This is a genomic window from Curvibacter microcysteis, from assembly GCF_028649455.1.
Lineage (GTDB): Bacteria > Pseudomonadota > Gammaproteobacteria > Burkholderiales > Burkholderiaceae_C > Curvibacter > Curvibacter microcysteis.
In genome coordinates this window covers 62,365-82,657 of the sequence record NZ_JAQSIO010000012.1, presented here as the reverse complement: position 1 = coordinate 82,657, position 20,293 = coordinate 62,365, and the positions used below count along the sequence as shown (strand labels likewise).

21 protein-coding genes are annotated in these 20,293 nt (G+C 65.8%); 16 read left to right on the top strand and 5 right to left on the bottom strand.

Annotated elements, in window-relative coordinates; translation table 11 throughout:
* Positions 1–308: 308 nt before the first annotated feature.
* Positions 309–1,100 carry a type III pantothenate kinase gene (locus PSQ39_RS20520; protein WP_273929355.1) on the top strand — a complete coding sequence of 264 codons (792 nt, stop codon included), beginning with the start codon at positions 309–311 and terminating at the stop codon, positions 1,098–1,100.
* A gap of 4 nt (positions 1,101–1,104) precedes the next feature.
* Here PSQ39_RS20520 and PSQ39_RS20515 read toward each other — a convergent pair whose 3' ends face one another.
* Entirely contained in the window at positions 1,105–1,890 is a 786-nt protein-coding gene (locus tag PSQ39_RS20515; RefSeq protein ID WP_273929353.1) for a tetratricopeptide repeat protein, read from the bottom strand.
* Positions 1,891–2,217: 327 nt separating this feature from the next.
* A complete protein-coding gene (locus PSQ39_RS20510; protein ID WP_273929351.1) occupies positions 2,218–2,808 on the bottom strand; it encodes a phasin family protein in 591 nt (196 codons plus the stop codon).
* 248 nt (positions 2,809–3,056) lie between these two features.
* Here PSQ39_RS20510 and rfbB point away from each other — a divergent pair, with 248 nt between their 5' ends.
* From rfbB to rfbC, 4 genes are read left to right on the top strand one after another with little or no spacing between them, the layout of a single operon-like run.
* The gene (gene rfbB, locus PSQ39_RS20505) at positions 3,057–4,124 is read left to right on the top strand and encodes a dTDP-glucose 4,6-dehydratase (RefSeq protein WP_273929349.1); all 1,068 of its coding nucleotides are present in this window, start codon (positions 3,057–3,059) and stop codon (positions 4,122–4,124) included.
* Positions 4,121–5,041, top strand: a complete 921-nt coding sequence (gene rfbD / locus PSQ39_RS20500; protein WP_273929348.1) for a dTDP-4-dehydrorhamnose reductase — start codon at positions 4,121–4,123, stop codon at positions 5,039–5,041. The genes rfbB and rfbD overlap by 4 nt, the downstream gene beginning before the upstream one ends.
* 55 nt (positions 5,042–5,096) lie before the next feature.
* Positions 5,097–5,987: a glucose-1-phosphate thymidylyltransferase RfbA gene (rfbA, locus tag PSQ39_RS20495; protein ID WP_273929345.1), complete on the top strand. Its 891-nt coding sequence runs from the start codon at positions 5,097–5,099 to the stop codon at positions 5,985–5,987.
* 25 nt (positions 5,988–6,012) lie between these two features.
* Positions 6,013–6,561 carry a dTDP-4-dehydrorhamnose 3,5-epimerase gene (gene rfbC, locus PSQ39_RS20490; protein ID WP_273929343.1) on the top strand — a complete coding sequence of 183 codons (549 nt, stop codon included), beginning with the start codon at positions 6,013–6,015 and terminating at the stop codon, positions 6,559–6,561.
* Positions 6,562–6,606: 45 nt separating this feature from the next.
* Here rfbC and PSQ39_RS20485 read toward each other — a convergent pair whose 3' ends face one another.
* Complete coding sequence (locus PSQ39_RS20485; RefSeq protein ID WP_273929341.1) at positions 6,607–7,665, bottom strand: MBL fold metallo-hydrolase; 1,059 nt, start codon at positions 7,663–7,665, stop codon at positions 6,607–6,609.
* Positions 7,666–7,784: 119 nt separating this feature from the next.
* On the opposite strand from PSQ39_RS20485, the gene PSQ39_RS20480 reads away from it, so the two are divergent.
* From PSQ39_RS20480 to PSQ39_RS20430, 11 genes are all read left to right on the top strand, one after another.
* The gene (locus PSQ39_RS20480; RefSeq protein WP_273929339.1) at positions 7,785–8,288 is read left to right on the top strand and encodes a MerR family transcriptional regulator; all 504 of its coding nucleotides are present in this window, start codon (positions 7,785–7,787) and stop codon (positions 8,286–8,288) included.
* A 140-nt stretch (positions 8,289–8,428) separates the two neighbouring features.
* The gene (locus PSQ39_RS20475) at positions 8,429–8,875 is read left to right on the top strand and encodes a PaaI family thioesterase (protein WP_273929337.1); all 447 of its coding nucleotides are present in this window, start codon (positions 8,429–8,431) and stop codon (positions 8,873–8,875) included.
* A 32-nt stretch (positions 8,876–8,907) separates the two neighbouring features.
* Entirely contained in the window at positions 8,908–10,089 is a 1,182-nt protein-coding gene (locus PSQ39_RS20470; RefSeq protein WP_273929335.1) for an isovaleryl-CoA dehydrogenase, read from the top strand.
* 31 nt (positions 10,090–10,120) lie between these two features.
* Positions 10,121–10,786, top strand: coding sequence for a carbonate dehydratase (gene can / locus PSQ39_RS20465; protein WP_273929333.1), 666 nt, complete (start codon positions 10,121–10,123; stop codon positions 10,784–10,786).
* Positions 10,787–10,818: 32 nt separating this feature from the next.
* Entirely contained in the window at positions 10,819–12,627 is a 1,809-nt protein-coding gene (aceK, locus tag PSQ39_RS20460; RefSeq protein WP_273929332.1) for a bifunctional isocitrate dehydrogenase kinase/phosphatase, read from the top strand.
* 51 nt (positions 12,628–12,678) lie between these two features.
* Positions 12,679–13,860, top strand: a complete 1,182-nt coding sequence (locus PSQ39_RS20455; RefSeq protein ID WP_273929330.1) for an acetyl-CoA C-acyltransferase — start codon at positions 12,679–12,681, stop codon at positions 13,858–13,860.
* 10 nt (positions 13,861–13,870) lie between these two features.
* Entirely contained in the window at positions 13,871–14,500 is a 630-nt protein-coding gene (locus PSQ39_RS20450) for an MSMEG_1061 family FMN-dependent PPOX-type flavoprotein (RefSeq protein WP_273929328.1), read from the top strand.
* A 76-nt stretch (positions 14,501–14,576) separates the two neighbouring features.
* A complete protein-coding gene (locus PSQ39_RS20445; protein WP_273929325.1) occupies positions 14,577–15,248 on the top strand; it encodes an SDR family oxidoreductase in 672 nt (223 codons plus the stop codon).
* Positions 15,249–15,291: 43 nt separating this feature from the next.
* Positions 15,292–16,422 (top strand): acyl-CoA dehydrogenase family protein, encoded by a 1,131-nt coding sequence (locus tag PSQ39_RS20440; RefSeq protein ID WP_273929323.1) that lies wholly within the window; start codon positions 15,292–15,294, stop codon positions 16,420–16,422.
* A gap of 94 nt (positions 16,423–16,516) precedes the next feature.
* Complete coding sequence (locus PSQ39_RS20435) at positions 16,517–16,984, top strand: YchJ family protein (protein ID WP_273929322.1); 468 nt, start codon at positions 16,517–16,519, stop codon at positions 16,982–16,984.
* A gap of 41 nt (positions 16,985–17,025) precedes the next feature.
* Entirely contained in the window at positions 17,026–17,694 is a 669-nt protein-coding gene (locus PSQ39_RS20430) for an HAD family hydrolase (protein WP_273929320.1), read from the top strand.
* Positions 17,695–17,714: 20 nt separating this feature from the next.
* On the opposite strand, the gene PSQ39_RS20425 is transcribed toward PSQ39_RS20430, so the two are convergent.
* Positions 17,715–18,389 (bottom strand): glutathione S-transferase family protein, encoded by a 675-nt coding sequence (locus PSQ39_RS20425; protein WP_273929358.1) that lies wholly within the window; start codon positions 18,387–18,389, stop codon positions 17,715–17,717.
* A 92-nt stretch (positions 18,390–18,481) separates the two neighbouring features.
* Complete coding sequence (locus PSQ39_RS20420) at positions 18,482–20,266, bottom strand: methyl-accepting chemotaxis protein (RefSeq protein WP_273929318.1); 1,785 nt, start codon at positions 20,264–20,266, stop codon at positions 18,482–18,484.
* Positions 20,267–20,293: the final 27 nt, after the last annotated feature.

Below are 20,293 nucleotides of genomic sequence, written 5' to 3'. Positions count from 1 at the left end.
AGCAGAGCAGAGCAGGCAAGCTCACCACACCCTACACAAAAAAACAGCTCCCAAAGGAGCTGTTCTTGTTGGCACATCACGCTCAGCGGCGTCTCAAGTTGCATCAAACGCATCGAGTCAAGGAATGCTCACCCAAGGCGCAAGGCCTCTGAATACCCCGTGAGCTCCACGTAAGCATCGGTCAATGCACGTCTGTCAACCTCAGTGCCCAGGCTCGGGAGACCGGCGGCATGGTGCCCGGTTCAGCCGATGCGTCATAAGTAATTTGCACGACAGTGCGCGGGCGGAAACTCAGCATAATCCGAAGGATGAGCTTCCTCGCAATCGACGTGGGCAACACCCGCCTGAAATGGGCACTGTATGAGGAGCCAAGCCGTGGGGCCAAGGTTCTGGCACACGGTGCAGAATTCCTCGAGAACATCGACAAGCTAGCGGACCATGCCTGGGCCCACTTGCCTGCGCCTGACCGCATGTTGGGATGCATCGTCGCCGGCGAAGCCGTGAAGCGACGGGTTGAGGAGCAAATGGAGATTTGGGACGTGATGCCCAAATGGGTGGTGTCGACCCAAACCGAAGCGGGCTTGGTGAATGGCTATGACCATCCGACCCGCCTCGGCGCAGACCGCTGGGTGGCCATGATCGGAGCGCGTCACCGCATGCTGAGCCGGGGTGAGTGTGCTCCTTTGATCGTGGTCATGGTCGGTACTGCCGTGACCGTTGAGGCCATCGATCATGACGGCCGATTTCTCGGCGGCTTGATCATGCCAGGCCACGGCATCATGCTGCGTGCGTTGGAGTCTGGTACCGCTGGGCTTCATGTGCCCACGGGTGAAGTGAAGCTGTTTCCCACCAACACCAGCGACGCCTTGACCAGCGGCGGCACTTACGCCATTGCGGGCGCGGTGGCCAGAATGGTTGACCACCTGCGCACGCACTGTGCTCAAGAGCCTCAGTGCGTGATGACCGGAGGGGCTGGGTGGAAGATGGCCCCCAGCATGTCGGTTGAGTGTGAGCTGGTCGACAATTTGATCTTTGACGGCTTGCTGGAGATCGCAGCGCGTCGCTTTCCCTCGGACGCCTCGTCCGAGGAACTCACTTAAGGGCTCAACTGGCCAGCTCAGCCCTGGCCAGCGCCACATCCAGCCACTCGATGGCATCACGCGGCTCGCAGGCAGCGGCTTTTTCGTAAAGCGCCGTGGCCCTGTCCACGCCAGAATCGCCTTCCAGCATCACGAGTGCGTTGGCGTACTCCACCAAGGCAATGGTGGCGTTGGGCTTCAAGCGCAAGGCTTCCGCAAAATGCTGGAGACCAATCTCCTTCTTGGCGCCATAGGTCATGTGGCCGATCAAGACCCCCACTTTGTCAATGACTTCGGCGTGAAATGTCCCTAGCGCGGTGTGGGCATCGGCATGTTCTGGATTCAGGCTCAAAGTCTTTTCGAGCGCATCTTTCACCTTGCCTCCCAGTCCCTGTGCCAAGGCCTTGGCGACGCTGATGCCTTGGCTGTAGCGCCCAAGTGCATAGGCCATCAGGTACCAGGCATTCACGTTCTGCGGATTGGCTTGTTGGGCTTCCTCGGCACGTTGTGCCACCTCCAGGAACAGGTCTAGGCGCGCCTTTTCTTTCTTTTCCAAATAAGTGGCATAGATGCAGGTGGCCTTGTTGGCCACCGTGACGCCGGACGCCTCGCCAGACTGGGCTGCGCGCAGTCCCAAATCACGGGCTGCTTCGAATTCACCGTTGTGGCAATGCACCCAGGCTTTGAGTACCAATGGATGAAGAGGCCAAGGTTCCCCATCTCCGGCGTGGAGCAAGGACCAGCGTTTCTTCAAGCTTGCTCCGTCGTAGTTGAAGACACCTGCGTTGGGAAAATGGGACCAAGCGGTCATGGCGGGTCTCCTCAGAGGGACGGGGTGGCGGCCTCGTTGGGGCCGTGAGGCGCTGCCATGCAGTGCAGCGATTGAAGCAGGCTTGGAACGCACCGACCTGGCTGCGTTGGCCCGCCTGCAGGTCAGCGCGCGGGAAGCACGGGGGCACGGCGGAGCGATCGAAATCGACCCAGCCGGCGCCCAACATTCGTTCAGCAGTCCTGTTAGGTGCCTTTTTCACCGTGAAGCCGTTCGAACAAACAGTGCTGAACTGACTTTAACCGAGGGCCAGCAGCCATCGCACTAGGGATGCTGCTAGGGGCACGGGTGTCTAGCGCCTTTATGGACTCAGGCGTTCGCCGGTGGTGGCCCTTTCCTGGACCGGGGGGGCTTTGGGCTGTCAGCTTGGCGGGCCCGTTTGGGGTTGGACACTTTGGCGGGGACCAGCGCTGACTTGTGGGCGCTTTTTCTGGTCGGCGTGCCCTTGGCGACCTTTGATGCGCTGGAGCCCACAGATTTGGGCTTGTTGACGCCCAAGGACGCCAGTTGTTGTTCCACCGCGTCGAGGCGTTGCACGAGTGCTGCCAAGTCTTTGGCAGTGGGTACACCCAACCGCCCCTGCACGCGAGCCACACCGTCTTCCAGCAAACGCTCGAACTTCTCCCTGGAACCACTGGTGCGGTTGTTCAGGCTTTGTAACAGTTCACTCAAGCGGCCAGGGGTCTCGCCGAGGCGCTCCTCTGCGACACCCCTGGTCTTCTTTTGAAGGCGCTGCCCCTCTTTGACCAGGGCTTCAAAGGCCTTGCCACCTTCCGTTCCCGCTTTGGCAAGGGCCCCCAGACCTGCCAGCCAGATGAGGTGGGGCGAAGCTTTGACGGCGGCAGCGAGGTCAAAGAGCGCGCTGCCTGGGACGCCATTGGCGGTGACTTTTTTGATCATGGGATGAAACTCCGGCGGGAATGAGAGGCGTCAAGCTGAGGCGGGGCCTCAACACTGGGGGCACTCTAAGCCGGGTGCAGGCCTTGTTTGGAGCGCGAGCCTGCGCAAGTCCATCAGCGGTATTGAGTGCGTTCCCAGCGGCAGTCATTCGGTGCACTGACCGTCCTTCGCGTCCAAACTGAGGTCCTGACAAAGGCGGATGAGATAATTGCCCGTTTTGGTTCACTCCTTCTTTTCAAGGCTGACAGATGATTCTTGTGACCGGCGGCGCCGGCTTCATTGGCGCCAACTTCGTACTGGACTGGCTGGCCCAGGGGGACGAGCCCGTGCTCAACCTCGACAAGCTCACCTACGCAGGCAACCGCGAGAACCTGGCCTCGCTGGACGGGGACGCCCGTCACACCTTTGTGCACGGCGACATCGGCGACAGCGCCCTGGTGGCGGACTTGCTGGCCCGCCACCAACCGCGTGCCGTCATCAACTTCGCCGCCGAGTCCCATGTGGACCGCTCCATCCACGGCCCCGAAGCCTTCATCCAGACCAATGTGGTCGGTACGCTGCGCTTGCTTGAAGCCGTGCGCGCCTACTGGGGCGGCCTGAACGCCGACGCCCAAGCCGCCTTCCGCTTCCTGCACGTCTCCACCGACGAGGTCTACGGCTCGCTGGCCCCCACCGACCCGGCCTTCACCGAAGACCATGTCTTTGAGCCCAACAGCCCCTACTCGGCCAGCAAGGCCGCCAGCGACCACCTGGTGCGCGCCTGGCACCACACCTACGGCCTGCCGGTGCTGACCACCAACTGCTCCAACAACTACGGGCCTTATCACTTCCCTGAGAAGCTGATCCCGCTGATGATCGTCAACGCCCTGGCCGGCAAGCCGCTGCCCATCTACGGCGATGGCCAACAAGTGCGCGACTGGCTCTACGTCAAAGACCACTGCAGCGCCATCCGCCGCGTGCTCGAGGCCGGCCGCGTGGGCGAGACCTACAACGTGGGCGGCTGGAACGAGAAGCCCAACCTGGACATCGTGCACACCGTCTGCGGTTTGCTGGACGAGCTGCGTCCGCGCGCCGACGGCCAAAGCTACAGCGGCCAGATCACCTACGTCAAAGACCGCCCGGGCCACGACCGCCGCTACGCCATCGATGCCCGCAAGCTCGAGCGCGAGCTGGGCTGGAAGCCCGCCGAGACCTTTGACACCGGCATCCGCAAGACCGTGCAGTGGTACCTGGCCAACCCCGAATGGGTGGCCCATGTGCAAAGCGGGGCCTACCGTGACTGGGTGCAGACCCAGTACGCCGGGGCCTCCGCATGAGCGCCGCCCCCACCATCCTGCTGTTTGGCAAGGGCGGCCAGGTCGGCTGGGAACTGCAGCGCGCCCTGAGCGTGCTGGGCCCGGTCACCGCGGTTGACTTTGACAGCACCGAGCACTGTGGCGACTTCTCCAACCTGGCCGGCTTGGCCGACACCATCCGTGCCGTGCGCCCCCAGGTGATCGTCAATGCGGCGGCCCACACCGCCGTCGACAAGGCCGAGAGCGAGCCCGACTTCGCCCGCACCTTGAACGCCCTGGCCCCTGGCGTGCTGGCCGAAGAGGGCGCGCGCCTGGGTGCCAGCCTCATCCACTACAGCACCGACTACGTGTTTGACGGCAGCGGCGACCAGCCCTGGACCGAGACCGACACGCCAGCCCCGCTGAGCGTGTATGGCGCCACCAAGCTCGAAGGCGAGCAGCTGATCCAGCAATCGGGCGTGCGCCACCTGATCCTGCGCACCAGCTGGGTCTACGCCGCGCGCGGTGGCAACTTTGCCAAGACCATGCTGCGCCTGGCTTGCGAGCGCGACAAGCTGACCGTCATTGACGACCAGATCGGCGCCCCCACCGGCGCCGACTTGCTGGCCGACGTGACCGCGCACGGCATCCGCGCCTTGGCACGCCAGCCCGAGCTGTCGGGCCTGTACCACGCGGTGGCCGGCGGCCAGACCAGCTGGCACGGCTACGCCAGCTTTGTGATCGAGCACGCGCGCCGCGCGGGCGTGGCCCTCAAGACCGCGCCCGACGCGATCGCGCCCGTGCCCACCAGCGCCTTCCCGACCCCGGCCAAGCGCCCGCAGAACTCGCGCCTGAGCACGGCCAAGCTGCAACAGGCCCTGGGCCTGCAACTGCCGCACTGGCAGCAAGGCGTGGCGCGCATGCTCGACGAGATCCTGCTGCCCGCACCGAAGGCCTGACCCCAGCGCACCAGCCCATCGAGCCAAAGAACAAGAGAACGAGGGAGTCCATTCCATGAGCATCACCACCCAACGCAAGGGCATCATCCTGGCCGGGGGCTCCGGCACCCGGCTGCACCCGGCCACGCTGGCCATCAGCAAGCAGCTGCTGCCGGTGTACGACAAGCCGATGGTTTATTACCCGCTCAGCACCTTGATGCTGGCCGGCATCCGCGACATCTTGCTGATCAGCACGCCGCAAGACACACCGCGCTTCCAGCAACTGCTGGGCGACGGCAGCCAGTGGGGCCTGAACCTGCAGTACGCCGTGCAAGCCAGCCCCGACGGCCTGGCCCAGGCCTTCTTGATTGGCGAGCAGTTTGTGGGCAACAGCCCCAGCGCCTTGGTGCTGGGCGACAACATCTTCTACGGCCACGACTTTGTGCCCCTGCTGGCCAGCGCGGATGCGCAAAGCGAAGGTGCCACTGTCTTTGCCTACCACGTCACCGACCCCGAGCGCTACGGCGTGGTGGCCTTTGACCAGAACGGCAAGGCCAGCAGCATCGAAGAAAAGCCCAAGGTCCCCAAGAGCAACTACGCCGTCACCGGCCTGTACTTTTACGACCAACAGGTGGTGGACATTGCCAAGAGCATCCGCCCCAGCGCGCGTGGCGAGTTGGAGATCACCACTGTCAACGAGACCTACTTGGCGCAGGGCCAACTCAGCGTGCAGATCATGCAGCGCGGCTACGCCTGGCTGGACACGGGCACGCACGACAGCCTGCTGGACGCGGGCCAATTCATTGCCACGCTGGAGCGCCGCCAAGGCCTGAAGGTGGCCTGCCCCGAAGAGATCGCCTGGCGCAATGACTTCATCAACAGCGAGCAGCTTGAAAAGCTGGCTCAGCCTTTGGCCAAGAACGGCTATGGGCAGTACCTGCTGCGCCTGCTCAAAGACAAGAACTGATTGAACCGAACCGAACCGACCGACCATGAACGTCATCCGCACCGCCATCCCTGAAGTCCTGATCATCGAACCCAAGGTGTTTGGCGACGCCCGAGGCTTCTTCTTCGAGAGCTTCAACCAGCGCGCCTTCAACGAGGCCGTGGGCCAGTCCATCGAGTTTGTGCAGGACAACCACAGCCGCTCCACCAAGGGCGTGCTGCGTGGCCTGCACTACCAGCTGCAGCAAGCCCAGGGCAAGCTGGTGCGCGTGGTGCGAGGCTCGGTCTTCGACGTGGCGGTGGACATCCGCAAGAGTTCGCCGACCTTTGGCCAGTGGGTGGGGGTCGAGTTGAGCGAAGACAACCACCGCCAGCTGTGGGTTCCAGCCGGCTTTGCGCACGGCTTTGTGGTGACCAGCGACACGGCGGATTTCTTGTACAAGACCACCGATTACTACGCGCCGCAGTACGAGCGCTGCATTGCCTGGAACGACCCCACCTTGGCCATCCAGTGGCCTGATGTGGGCGAGGCACCGCGCCTGTCGGCCAAGGACGCGTTGGGCCTGCCGCTGGGCCAGGCTGATCTGTTTGCCTGAGTATTGACCGCCGCTGCCAAGCCCCCGCCAGGGGGCTTTTTTCATTCAGGCGGTGGCTAGAAAGCGGTACACGCCATCGGCATCCCGGCGACGTTGAAGTTGGCCTTTGAACCACAGCGCATGCAAGTGCGCCACGGCTTCGCCCAAGGCGAACGTGGTCTGGTGCGCGTCCAAGGGGCGCTTGAACATGATCGGCAGGATGTCGGCGCCTGAGCAAGGCTGGGCCTGGCAAGCAACCAGCACCTCGGCCAAGCGGTCGCGGTGGTGCTCGTGCAGCTGCCGGATCCGCGTGTGCAGGCCGCGAAACGGCTTGCCATGCGAGGGCAGGGTCAGGGTGTCAGCCGGCAGGGCTTGAAAGCGGTCGATGGAGTCCAGAAACAGTTGCAGCGGGTTGGATTCAGGCTCTTGGTCAAAGACGCTGACATTGGTGGAAATGCGCGGCAGCATCATGTCGCCCCCCAGCAGCAGACCTTGCGCGGGGCTGTACAGCGCCATGTGCTCCGGCGCATGGCCGTAGCCGCTGATGCATTGCCAGTCATGGGCACCGATGCGCACCGTCGCTCCATCCATCAGCCGGTGAAAGCGGCGTGGCACGGCGGGCACCATGCTGGGGTAGTAGCTGGTGCGGCCTCGGATCTCGGCCAGCTTGCCTTCGTCGCTCAGACCATGCGCGACAAAGAAGTCGGCCGAGTCGGGGCCGCCAAAGCCGGTCGTGCTTTGCGAGCCCAGGCGTGCCGCGTAGTAGTCGGTGGCGCTGATCCACAGCGGCGCTTTCCAGCGCTCGCACAGCCAATGGGCCAGGCCAATGTGGTCCGGGTGCATGTGGGTGACCAGCACGCGCAAGATGGGGCGGCCTTGCAGTTCATGGGCAAAAATCGCTTCCCACTGGGCCTTGGCCTCCTCGCGGGAGATGCAGCAGTCCACCACGGTCCAGCCAGCGACGCCGTCGATTTCATCGGCCAACAGCCACAGGTTGATGTGGTCCAGCGCGAAGGGCAGGGCCATGCGGATCCAGCGCACCCCGGGCGCGACCTCCAGGGTGCTGCCGCTGTCGGGCATTTGCGCACCAAAGGGGTAGTCCAGTTCTTGTTCAAGCAGGTTCATGGTGGGGCGTGGCGGTCAAGCGGTTGACCTTGACGTAAGCGTCAGATGTAATCGGCCCATTGTAGGGAGCGAGGCGTTTTCGCGCTGTCGCCCCCGTCCAGCCCCTTTTTGACCTCACCATGGCCACCACCTACACCATCAGCGACCTTGCCCAGGAATTCGACCTGACCACCCGGGCCATGCGCTTCTACGAAGACATGGGCCTGCTGCAGCCGCAGCGCCAGGGGCCGGGCGGGCGCACCCGCATCTACACCGCGCGCGACCGCACCCGGCTCAAGCTGACCTTGCGCGCCAAGCGCCTGGGCCTGTCGCTGACCGAGGCACGCGAGATCATCGACATGTACGACAGCCCGCGCGACACCGGTCCGCAGCTGCGCAAGTTCCTGGATGTGCTGGCCGGGCACCGGCGTCAATTGGAAGACCAAATGGCCGACCTGCAGGCCAACCTCGAAGAGGTGAAAGTGCACGAGAAAGAAGCCCGCGCCTTGCTGGCCAAGGCCGATAAAAAAGGCGCCGCCGACGAGCCCGCCGCCGTGCAGGTGGCGACCCCAGCCAGTGCCACCACGGCACCCAGCCCTGCGCTGCCCAAGCGCCAACGCAAGCCGGCCCGCTCCGGCGCCTGAGTCCGATCAGCCAGCGGCGCCCTGGCAGGTGGGCCCATTGCTCCAGGGGGTTCTGCGCACGGCCGCCACGGCACCGACCCGGGCGCTTAGGGGTTGTTGATAATTGACGTTAACGTAAACGTCAATTATCCTGCGAGCCCATGACCCAAGCACCTCACCCCCACCCCGAGCTGTTCGCCCGCGTTGAAACCAGCTTTCTGCGCCAAGGCCTGATGCAGCACCTGGGGGCGCGCCTGCTGCACGTGGGCCCCGGCGTGTGCGAGATCAGCCTGCCGCACTCCGAGCGCGTGACCCAGCAGCAAGGTAGCTTTCATGGCGGCGCCATGGGCGCCTTGGCCGACATCGCGGGCGGCTATGCCGGCCTCAGCGTCGCGGCCGAAGGCATGGAGGTGACCACGGTCGAATACAAGATCAATTTCCTGGCCAGTTTTGTCGACGGCGAGCTGCATGCCCAGGGTCGGGTGTTGCGCGCCGGCAAGCGACTCATCGTGACCACGGCCGAAGTCACCCATGTGGCGCCCGACGGCCGCCGCAGCCCCTGCGCGCTGATGCAGCAGACCCTGGCCCCCGTGCCCCTCAAGTACTGAACGCATCACCCCCCAACATCCAAGGAGACCCCATGAACAACCTGCCAGGCCTGAATTTCCAACTGGGCGACGACATCGACGCGCTGCGCGACGCCGTGCGTGACTTTGCCCAGGCCGAGATCGCCCCGCGCGCTGCCGAGATCGACCGCAACGACCAGTTTCCCATGGACTTGTGGCGCAAGATGGGGGACCTGGGCGTGCTCGGCATCACCGTGCCCGAGGCCCATGGGGGCGCCAACATGGGCTACCTGGCCCACATGGTGGCGATGGAAGAAATCAGCCGTGCCAGCGCCTCGGTCGGCCTGTCTTACGGGGCGCACAGCAACCTGTGCGTGAACCAGATCAACCGCAACGGCACCGAAGCCCAAAAAGCCAAGTACCTGCCCAAGCTGATTTCGGGCGAACACGTGGGCGCGCTGGCCATGAGCGAGCCCGGCGCGGGCTCCGACGTCATCAGCATGAAGCTCAAGGCCGAGGACAAGGGCGGCTACTACCTGCTCAACGGCAACAAGATGTGGATCACCAACGGCCCCGACGCCGACACCCTGGTGGTCTACGCCAAGAGCGAGCCCGAACTCGGTGCGCGCGGCGTCACGGCCTTCCTGATCGAAAAAGGCATGAAGGGCTTCTCCATCGCGCAGAAGCTCGACAAACTGGGCATGCGTGGCAGCCACACCGGCGAGCTGGTGTTCAACAACGTCGAGGTGCCGGCCGAGAACATTTTGGGCGGCCTCAACCTGGGCGCCAAGGTGCTGATGAGCGGCCTCGACTACGAGCGCGCCGTGCTCACCGGCGGCCCGCTGGGCATCATGCAGTCGGTCATGGACAACGTCATCCCCTACATCCACGACCGCAAGCAGTTCGGCCAGAGCATTGGCGAGTTCCAGCTCATCCAGGGCAAGGTCGCCGACATGTACACCGTGCTGCAGGCCGGGCGCTCGTTTGCCTACACCGTGGCCAAAAACCTCGACCTGCTGGGCACCGACCATGTGCGCCAGGTGCGCAAGGACTGCGCCTCGGTCATTCTGTGGTGCGCCGAGAAGGCCACCTGGATGGCGGGCGAAGGCGTGCAGATTTTTGGCGGCAATGGCTACATCAATGAGTACCCCTTGGGCCGCCTCTGGCGCGATGCCAAGCTGTATGAAATCGGCGCCGGCACCAGCGAGATCCGCCGAATGCTGATTGGCCGCGAGCTCTTTGCCGAGACCTGCTGAAGCCGTCACGCCCAAACGCTACCATCAGCGCATGACCTCTCCTTCCAGCCTTCAGCATCTGATCGACAACAACCGCGTCTGGGCCGCCCGCATGGAGCAAGCCCGGCCGGGCTTCTTCAGCCACCTGGCCAAGCAGCAAAGCCCCAAGTACCTGTGGATCGGTTGCTCCGACAGCCGCGTGCCGGCCAATGAAATCACGGGTCTGGACCCGGGTGAGGTGTTCGTGCACCGCAATGTGGCCAATGTGGTCGTGCACTCCGACTTGAACGCCTTGTCGGTGATCCAGTTTGCGGTCGACTACCTCAAGGTCGAGCACATCATGGTGGTGGGGCACTACGGTTGCGGCGGCGTGCTGGCCACGCTGCATGGCGCGCGCGTCGGTCTGGCCGACAACTGGCTGCGTCATGTGCACGACGTGAAGATCCGCCACCGCCGCCGCCTGGACCACCTGCCCCTGACCGTGCAGGAAGACGTGCTGTGTGAAATGAACGTGATCGAGCAGGTCGGCAACGTGGCCCTGTCCAACGTCATGCAAGACGCCTGGAGCCGGGGTCAAAAAGTGGCCGTGCATGGCTGGTGCTATGGCTTGAAGGACGGCCTGGTCAATGACCTGGGCGTGTCCATGCAAGGCCCGCACGAGGTCATGCCGGTGTTCCGCAATGCCTTGAAGCGCTACCCGCGCGGCATGGCCGTCTGAGGCGCTGCGGCGCCAGCCTGGGGTCGACGACCATGTTCCCTTCGCGCCTGGACTCCGCGCTGGCCTATGACATCGCCAAGGCGATGATGGACGGCTTCAACCGCCATTACCGCCTGTTCCGCACCGAGTCCGCGCGCGCCAAACACCGCTTTGAAACCTGCGACTGGCACGGCCAGCAGCGCGCCCAGCGCGAGCGCATCGAGTTCTACGGCCTGCGCGTCAAAGAATGTGTGATGCGGCTCGAAAAAGAGTTCCGCGCCGGCGAGCAAGCGATGGACGTGTGGCAGCAGGTCAAGCTGCACTACATCGGCCTGCTGGTCGACCACCACCAGCCTGAGTTGGCCGAGACCTTCTTCAACTCAGTCACCACCAAGATCCTGCACCGCACGCACTTCCACAACAACTTCATCTTTGTGCGGCCGGCGGTCAGCACCGAGTACATCGAAAACGACGAGCCTGAGGCCCGGCCCACCTACCGCGCCTACTACCCTTCGCGCGAGACGATGCACCAGACCCTGATCCGCATCGTCGAGCACTTTGCGCTGCAAGGCGAGTTTGAAGACCTGCCGCGCGACGCCGACCATGTGCTGACCGCCATGCGCCAGCAACTGGGCGAGGCCAAGCTGCGCGCCAATTTTCAGATCCAGGTGCTGTCCAGTTTGTTCTTTCGCAACAAGGGCGCTTACGTGGTCGGCAAGGTCATCAATGGTTTCATTGAGCTGCCCTTTGCCCTGCCCATCCTGCACCGGCCCAGCGGCCCCTTGATCATCGACGCGGCCTTGTTTGGCGAGAACGACCTGCAAATGCTGTTCAGCTTTGCGCGTGCCTACTTCATGGTCGACATGGAAGTGCCCTCGGCCTACGTGCAGTTCCTGCGCTCGATGATGCCGCGCAAGCCGCGCGCTGAAATCTACAACGCGCTGGGCCTGGCCAAGCAGGGCAAGACCCTGTTCTACCGCGACTTCCTGGCCCACCTGCGCCATTCCAGCGACCAGTTCCGCATCGCGCCCGGCATCAAGGGCATGGTCATGCTGGTGTTTGACCTGCCGTCCTTTCCTTTTGTCTTCAAACTGATCAAGGACTACTACCCGCCGCAGAAAGACACCTCGCGCGAGCAGATCAAGCGCAAGTACCTGCTGGTCAAACAGCACGACCGCGTGGGCCGCATGGCCGACACCCTGGAGTACAGCGAGGTCGCCTTTCCGCGCGAGCGCTTCAGTGAGGAGTTGATCGCCGAGATCCAGAAGTTCGCGCCCAGCCAGCTCGAAATCAGCGACCGCGACGGCGACGGCCAGACCGAAGTCATCATCAAGCACCTCTACATCGAGCGGCGCATGATCCCGCTCAACCTCTACCTGCAAGAAGCCTTCGACATGGGCCTGGACCAGACGCGCGCGCGCCAGCAGGTGGAGCGCTGCGTGATCGAATACGGCCGCGCCATCAAAGACCTGGTGGCCGCCAACATCTTCCCTGGCGACATGCTCTGGAAGAACTTCGGCATCACGCGCCACGGCAAGGTCGTGTTCTACGACTACGACGAGATCGAGTACCTCACCGACTGCCAGTTCCGCCGCGTGCCCGAGCCGCGCACCGAGGAAGAAGAGCTGTCTGGCGAGATCTGGTACCGGGTGGGCCCGCGTGATGTGTTCCCCGAGACCTTCGGCCCCTTCCTGCTCGGCCACCCGCTGGTGCGCGAAGTCTTCATGCAGCACCATGCCGAGTTGCTCGACGCGGGCTACTGGCAGGCCCAGCAGCAGCGCATCCAGGCGGGCCATGTGCACGATATTTTTCCGTACGAGCGCGCCAGGCGCTTCCCCCCGCGCGAGGCGGCCCCGGCCTGATCCAGGCCACCCCACTGCCTTGCCGCACCACAACAACCAGGAGATCACACCATGTCCGAATCCATCGTCATCGTGGGCGCTGCCCGCACCCCCATGGGCAGCTTCCAGGGCGACTTCAGCGCCCTGTCGGCCCATGACCTGGGCGGCGCCGCCATCCGCGCCGCGGTCGAACGCGCCGGCGTCGCCCCCGAGGCCGTGGGCGAGGTGCTGTTCGGCAACTGCCTGATGGCCGGCCAAGGCCAGGCGCCGGCGCGCCAAGCCGCCTTCAAGGGCGGCTTGCCCAAAGGCGCGGGTGCGGTCACGCTGTCCAAGATGTGCGGATCGGGCATGAAGGCCGCCATGCTGGCGCACGACATGCTGCTGGCCGGCAGCCACGACGTGATGGTGGCTGGGGGCATGGAGAGCATGACCAACGCCCCCTACCTGATGCTCAAGGGCCGAGGCGGCTACCGCATGGGCCACGACCGCATCTTTGACCACATGATGCTCGACGGCCTCGAAGACGCTTACGAGCCTGGCCGCTCCATGGGCACCTTTGGCGAGGACTGCGCTGCCAAGTACAGCTTCACCCGCGAACAGCAGGACGCCTTCGCCGTGGCCAGCGTGCAGCGCGCCAAGGCCGCCACCGCCTCGGGCGCTTTCGACGCTGAAATCACCCCCGTCACCGTCAAGAACCGTGCCGGTGAAGTCGTGATCAGCCAGGACGAAGGCCCGGGCAAGGTCAAGCTCGACAAGATCGCTTCGCTCAAGCCCGCGTTCAAGAAGGACGGCACCATCACCGCCGCCTCCAGCTCGTCCATCAATGACGGCGCGGCCGCCCTGGTGCTGATGCGCGCCTCCACCGCGCAGCAACTGGGCTGCCAGCCGCTGGCCCGCATCGTCAGCCACGCCACCCACGCGCAAGAGCCTGAGTGGTTCGCCACCGCGCCCCTGGGCGCCACGCAAAAAGCCCTGGCCAAGGCCGGTTGGACGGCGTCCGACGTGGACCTGTGGGAGATCAACGAAGCCTTTGCTGTCGTGCCCATGGCCTTGATGGCCGAGCTGAAGCTCTCGCACGACATCGTCAACGTCAACGGCGGCGCCTGCGCCCTGGGCCACCCGATCGGGGCCAGCGGTGCGCGCATCATCGTCACCTTGTTGCACGCCCTGCAAGCGCGTGGCAAGAAGCGCGGCCTGGCCACCCTGTGCATTGGTGGCGGCGAAGCCACGGCCATGGCGGTCGAACTGCTCTGAGGCCCGCGCCATGATCGAGACCCTGGCCCAGTTGCGCGCCCTTTACCCGGCGGCCACCGAGCGCGCCCGGCGCAAGCAGATGGCCGGGCTTGACCGGCATGCTCAGCGTTTTGTCGCACTGTCGCCGTTTTGTGTGCTGGCCTCGTCGGGCGGCGCGGGCCAGTTGCTCGACGCCTCCCCCCGGGGCGGTCCGCCGGGCTTCGTCAAATGCCGGGACGCCCACACCCTGCTGCTGCCCGACGTCAGCGGCAACAACCGCCTGGACACGCTGGAGAACCTGCTGCAGGACCCGCGCCTGAGCCTCTTGTTTCTGGTGCCGGGCGTGGACGAGACCCTGCGTGTCAACGGCCGCGCCCGCCTGCGCGACGAGGCCGAGGTCTGCGCACTGTTCGCGGGCGAGCGCCGGCTGCCGCAGCTGGTGATCGAGATCACGGTCGAAGAAGCCTACCTGCACTGCCCCAAGGCCTTCATGCGTTCGTCCCTGTGGCAAGCGCCTGCCGCGGTGCAGGCGCCGCGCCAGGGCCTGCCCACCCTGGGCGAGATGATCCACGACCAGATCGGCCTGGACACCCCACCCGAGACCCAGGCCGAGATGCTGGCCCGCTACCAGGCGCAGCTGCGCCAGGAGCAGGCCGACTGAGCCCCAGCGCCCGCCCCACAACGCGCACAGGCCGGGGGCCAGCGCTCTTTTTTCTCTCAACCGACCTGGAGTGCCCATGGCCCAAACCACCCTCATCATCGGCGCCTCACGCGGCCTGGGCCTGGAGCTGGTGCGCCAGGCCTTGGACGCGGGTGAGCGCGTCATCGCCACCGTGCGCAGCGATGAGGCCCGCAGCGCCCTCACGGCGCTGGGCGCTCAGGTGCTCAAGGTCGACGTCAGCGACCCGGCCAGCGTCAGCGGCCTAGCCTGGCAGCTTGATGGCGAGAAAATTGACCTGGCGCTGTATGTGGCCGGCCTGATGGATCGGGGCACGGCCAAGTCGCCGCCCACCCAACAGGCCTTTGACACCCTGATGCACGCCAATGTGCTGGGCCTGATGCAGGTGCTGCCCCAGGTCATGCCCCTGGTGGAAGAGGCAGGCGGTGTGTTCGCCGCCATCTCCAGCAGCATGAGCCAGATCGACACCGTGCCCAACAGCAGCGCCTGGCTGTACCGCGTCAGCAAGGCCGCCGTGAACATGGCGGTGGCAGCGGCCCAGCACGACTACCCGCGCGCCACCCTGGTCACCATCGACCCGGGCTGGGTGCGCACCGACATGGGCGGTGACAGCGCGCCCCTGTCGGCCACCGACAGCGTGCGCGGCATGCGCCAGACCCTGGCCGGCCTCAGCCCGGCCGACCGGGGCCGCTTGCTGCACCACGATGGGCGCCGCGCCAAACACTGGTGAGCACGGCTGCTCACCGCTGATTTCAAAAAAACAGGAGACCCCCATGTTGTTGAACGCTGACCAAGAAATGATCCGTGACGCGGTGCGCGACTTCGCCCGCGAGCAACTCTGGCCCCACGCCGCCCGCTGGGACCGCGAACACCACTTCCCGCGCGAGGCCCACCAGGGCCTGGCCGCCCTGGGCGCCTACGGCATTTGCGTGCCCGAGGCCTACGGCGGCGCCGCCCTCGACACCGTCAGCCTGGCGGTGGTGCTGGAAGAAATCGCCGCTGGCGACGGCGGCACCAGCACGGCCATCAGCGTCACCAACTGCCCTGTCAACGCCATCCTGATGCGCTACGGCAGCGAGGCGCAAAAGCAGCAGTGGTTGGTGCCCTTGGCCCAGGGCCAGATGCTGGGCGCTTTTTGCCTCACCGAGCCCCAGGTGGGCAGCGACGCCTCGGCCGTCAAGACCACGGCCCAGCGCCAGGGTGACGAGTACGTGATTCAGGGCGTCAAGCAGTTCATCACCAGCGGCAAGAACGGCCAGGTGGCCATCGTCATCGCCGTCACCGACAAGAGCGCGGGCAAGCGCGGCATGAGCGCCTTCCTGGTGCCCACCAACGCGCCCGGCTACCAGGTGGCCCGCCTGGAGGACAAGCTGGGTCAGCACAGCAGCGACACCGCGCAGATCAACTTCGAGCAGTGCCGCATCCCGGTGGAGAACCGGATCGGTGCCGAGGGCGAGGGCTACAAGATCGCCCTGTCCGCACTCGAAGGTGGGCGCATCGGCATTGCCGCCCAAAGCCTGGGCATGGCGCGCAGCGCCTTCGAGGTGGCGCTGGACTATGCCAAGCAACGCGAGAGCTTTGGCACGGCCATCTTCAACCACCAGGCCGTGGGCTTTCGCCTGGCCGACTGTGCGACCCAACTCGAGGCCGCCCGTCAACTCATCTGGCATGCCGCCGCCCTGCGCGACGCTGGCCGGCCCTGTCTCAAGGAGGCCGCCATGGCCAAGCTGTTTGCCAGCGAAATGGCGGAGCAGGTGTGCAGTGCCGCCATCCAGACCCTGGGCGGCTACGGCTATGTGAATGACTTCCCGGTCGAGCGCATCTACCGCGATGTGCGCGTGTGCCAGATCTACGAAGGCACCAGCGACGTGCAGAAGATCTTGATCCAGCGCGCCCTGGCCTGACCCAACCGGGCCCATCGCCGGCCCGGGCTTTTAGAATGCGGGCTTCACCACCACCCGCTGGCGCGGGCCATGCCCTTCGGGGCGCCGGGCCCGCGTGTCCACTGTGTCCCTGACCCCTTCTTCACCTTGCCCCTGTGGCCGGCTGGACGCGCGGCGCCGGCCCCTGGCCTGGCCCGACTGCTGCGGCCGCTACCTGGACGCTTTCGACACCCAGCCTGCGCCCGACGCCGAATCGCTGATGCGCTCGCGTTACAGCGCCTATGTGTTGGGGCGCGCCGACTACCTGCTCGCCACCTGGCACGCCAGCACCCGACCGTCCGAGCTGGCGCTGGACCCCGGTGCCGAGTGGCTGGGCCTCACCGTGCGCGGCCACTGGCCGGCCGGGGCACGGGCGGAGGTCGAATTCCTGGCGCGCTACCGGCAAGAAGGCCGCGTGCAGCGCTTGCAGGAGCGCAGCCGCTTTGTGCGCGAGACCGTGCGCCAGACCCTCGCCGGGCCTGACCAGGCCGCGCCCGAGCAGGCGCGCTGGTTTTACGTGGACGGTGATTTCAAGTCCCGCTGAGGCGGGTGGACCATGACGATTTGCTGCAGGAGAGTTTGCCGATGACCGCGTTTGAGGCCGTGCTGTTTGATTGCGATGGGGTGCTGGTCGACAGCGAGCCCATCACCAATGGGCTGCTGCGCGACATGCTTGAGGAACTGGGCTGGGTGCTGACGCCTGAAGAGTGCTTCCGCGTCTTCGTGGGCAAGGCCGTGCGCGACGAGCGCGCCAACATCGAAGCCCAGTCCGGCCGCCCGCTGACCGAGGCCTGGATGGCCGACTTTTACGCCCGGCGCAACGCCGCCTTGAACGAGCGCTTGACCGCCATCGAGCACATCCACGAGGCGGTGCAGCGCGTCCACCAGCACCATGGCGGGCGCATCGCCTGCGCCTCGGGCGCCGACCGCTTCAAGGTGGAGCTGCAGCTCAACAAGGTGGGCCTGGCGTCGTATTTTGAAGGCCGCGTGTTCAGCGGCCATGAAATGCCACGCAGCAAGCCCGCCCCCGATGTGTACCTGGCCGCGGCGGCCGCCTTGCAGGCCGACCCGCGCCGCTGTGCCGTGGTCGAGGACACCGTCACCGGCGTCACCGCGGGCGTGGCGGCCGGGGCCACGGTGTTCGCCTACCTGCCCCATGGCGCCCTGCACGACACCCGCGCCGACCTGCTGGCCGCGGGCGCATCGCAGGTGTTCGGCAGCATGGCCGAGCTGCCCGCGCTGCTGGGCTGCTGAGGCACTGGGGTGCTTGGCCCTCAGCGGGGCCGCGTATCGGGCGCCGGGGTCACCGGCACGCCCTGGTCCAGCGCCGCCTGGTGTTGGGCGGCCAAGGCGCGAACAAAGGCCGGGCGCGCCTGCAGGCGCTGCCAGTAGGCCTGCACGGCGGGCGACATGGCGCTCAGCAGGTCCAGGTGGCCAGCCAGCATCAAGGCGTAGCCCACCGACACATCAGCGGCCGTGAAGCGGCCTGCGCACAAGCACTCGCGCCCGTCCTGCAAGGCCATGTCCAGGGACTTCAGGCGCGCCAGGAACCAGCGCGCATAGTCTTGCGCCACCTGGGGCTGACGCCGCTCGGGGGGCTCGAAATGCGCATAGCGCAGCACCAGGGTCTGTGGAAAGGTCAGCGTGGCCTCGCCCTGGTGCAACCAGTTGAGCCAGGCGCCATAGTCGGCCTCGCCAGGCTGCAGGGCCAGCGGGCTGCCGGGCATGCGCGTGGCCAGGTACTGGCACATGGCGGCCGACTCGGTCATGCGCACTTCGCCGTCCACCAGCAAGGGCACCGTGCCCAGCGGGTTATCCGCCAGGAAGTCCCGTTGCAGTGCGCGCGGCGGGAAGGGCAGCATGCGCAGGGTGTAGGGCAGGCCCAGTTCTTCGAGCATCCACAAGGGGCGGAAGGAGCGGGCGCTGACGCAGTGGTGCAGGGTGATCAGGGGGGAGGTCACGGGGCGTTTGTCTCTTGTTTTTGGGGCGGTGATCGCGGCCTGACCGCCAGCCCATCACCCGTGGGCCGGGTCAGGCGGTTTTAAAAACTCTCCCAGTTGTCGTCCGCCGGTGCCGTCCGCTGGGCGGGGGCTTTGGAGGCCAGGGCCAATGACTCGGGGCGGGGCACAGTCGGGGCCTTGGCGGCCTGGGCCACCTTCTTGGGTGCGGGGCGCTGGCCCAGCGCTGGGGTGGCCGGTGCGCTGGTCTGAGCGCGTGGCCGGGGGGCGGGGCGGGGCGCCGCCGCCGCACTGCCGGCGGCCAGCTTGAACACGGCGACGGCCTGCACCAGGTCATTGGCCTGACCGCGCAGGCTGTCGGCGGCGGCCGACATCTCTTCGACCAGGGCCGCGTTTTGTTGCGTGGTCTGGTCCATCTGGGTGATGGCTTCGCCGATCTGGTTCACGCCCTGGGCCTGCTCGGCACTGCCGGCCGAGATCTCGGCCATGATGTCGCTCACGCGCTGGATGCTGCCCACCACCTCGCTCATGGTGGCGCCGGCGCGGTCGACCAGGGCCGAACCCGATTCGACCCGCTCGACGCTGTCCTGGATCAGGCGGCGAATTTCCTTGGACGCCTCGGCACTGCGCCCGGCCAAGGTGCGCACCTCGCCGGCCACCACGGCAAAGCCGCGGCCCTGCTCACCGGCGCGGGCGGCTTCCACCGCGGCATTCAGCGCCAGGATGTTGGTTTGGAAGGCAATGCCATCGATCACGCCGATGATGTCGGCAATCTTGCGCGAGCTGTCGTTGATGCCCTTCATGGTGTCCACCACCTCGGCCACCACGGCGCCACCCTGGCTGGCCACGCCGGCGGCGGCCTGCGCCAATTGGTTGGCCTGGCGGGCGTTGTCGGCGTTGTGGCCCACGGTCGAGCCCAGCTCCTCCATCGAGGCGGCAGTCTCTTCCAGGGCGCTGGCCTGTTCCTCGGTGCGGCCCGACAAGTCGCGGTTGCCCGAGGCGATCTGGGCGCTGGCGGCGGCCACGGCCTCGCTGCCCTGGCGCACGGTGCTCACCACCTGGACCAGGCTGGTCTGCATGCGCTGCACGGCGGCCATGATGCTGCGCGTGTCGCCGGGGCGCAGGGTGATGTGGAGGCTCAGGTCCCCATCGGCCACCCGGGCCACCGCCTCTGACACTTCGTCCGGCTCCGCCCCCAAGGCGCGGGTGATGCTGCGGGCGATGGTCCAGGCCAGCCCGATGCCCAGCACGATGGCGATGCCCGTGATGCCCAGCACCCAGGCCTGCCCCGAGGCCACGGCCTCTCGAGCTTCGGCGCCGGCAGACTGCGACAGATCCTGTTGCACGGCCACCGAGTCGTCCAGGGCCTTGAAGATCAGGTCCTGGCGCGGCGCCACTTTGGTCAGCAGGATCTCGGTGGCGGCCTTGGCGTCTTCGGGCTTGCCAGTCAGCCCCAGTTTGATGGCCGCATCGATGTCGGCGTCGTAGGCGGCCTGGTTGCTTTGGATGGTCTTCAACAGTTCAGCGCTCTTGGGGAGCACCACGGTCTTCTCGAGCTGTGCCAGCAACTCGCTGCTGCGGGCGCGCAGAGGAGGGATTTTGTCGGCTTGGGCCTGCGCATCTTTCACGTCTTCGATCAAGGCCACGGTGCGGGTGATGCGGGCCACCGTCTGCATCTTGTCTTTGATCTCGGTGAACTGGGTGACTTTGACCATGCGGTTGTTGATCAGCATGTCCAGCTGCGTGGTCAGCAGCGAGAACTTGTTCAAGGCCAAAGCCCCCACCAGGACCAGACTGGCCACCAGCATGCCGAAGCCCAGTGCCAGCCGGGTGGACACCTTGAGTTGCGTGAATTGAATGAGGCCCATGTGCAGATAACTCCCGATTTGAAACTT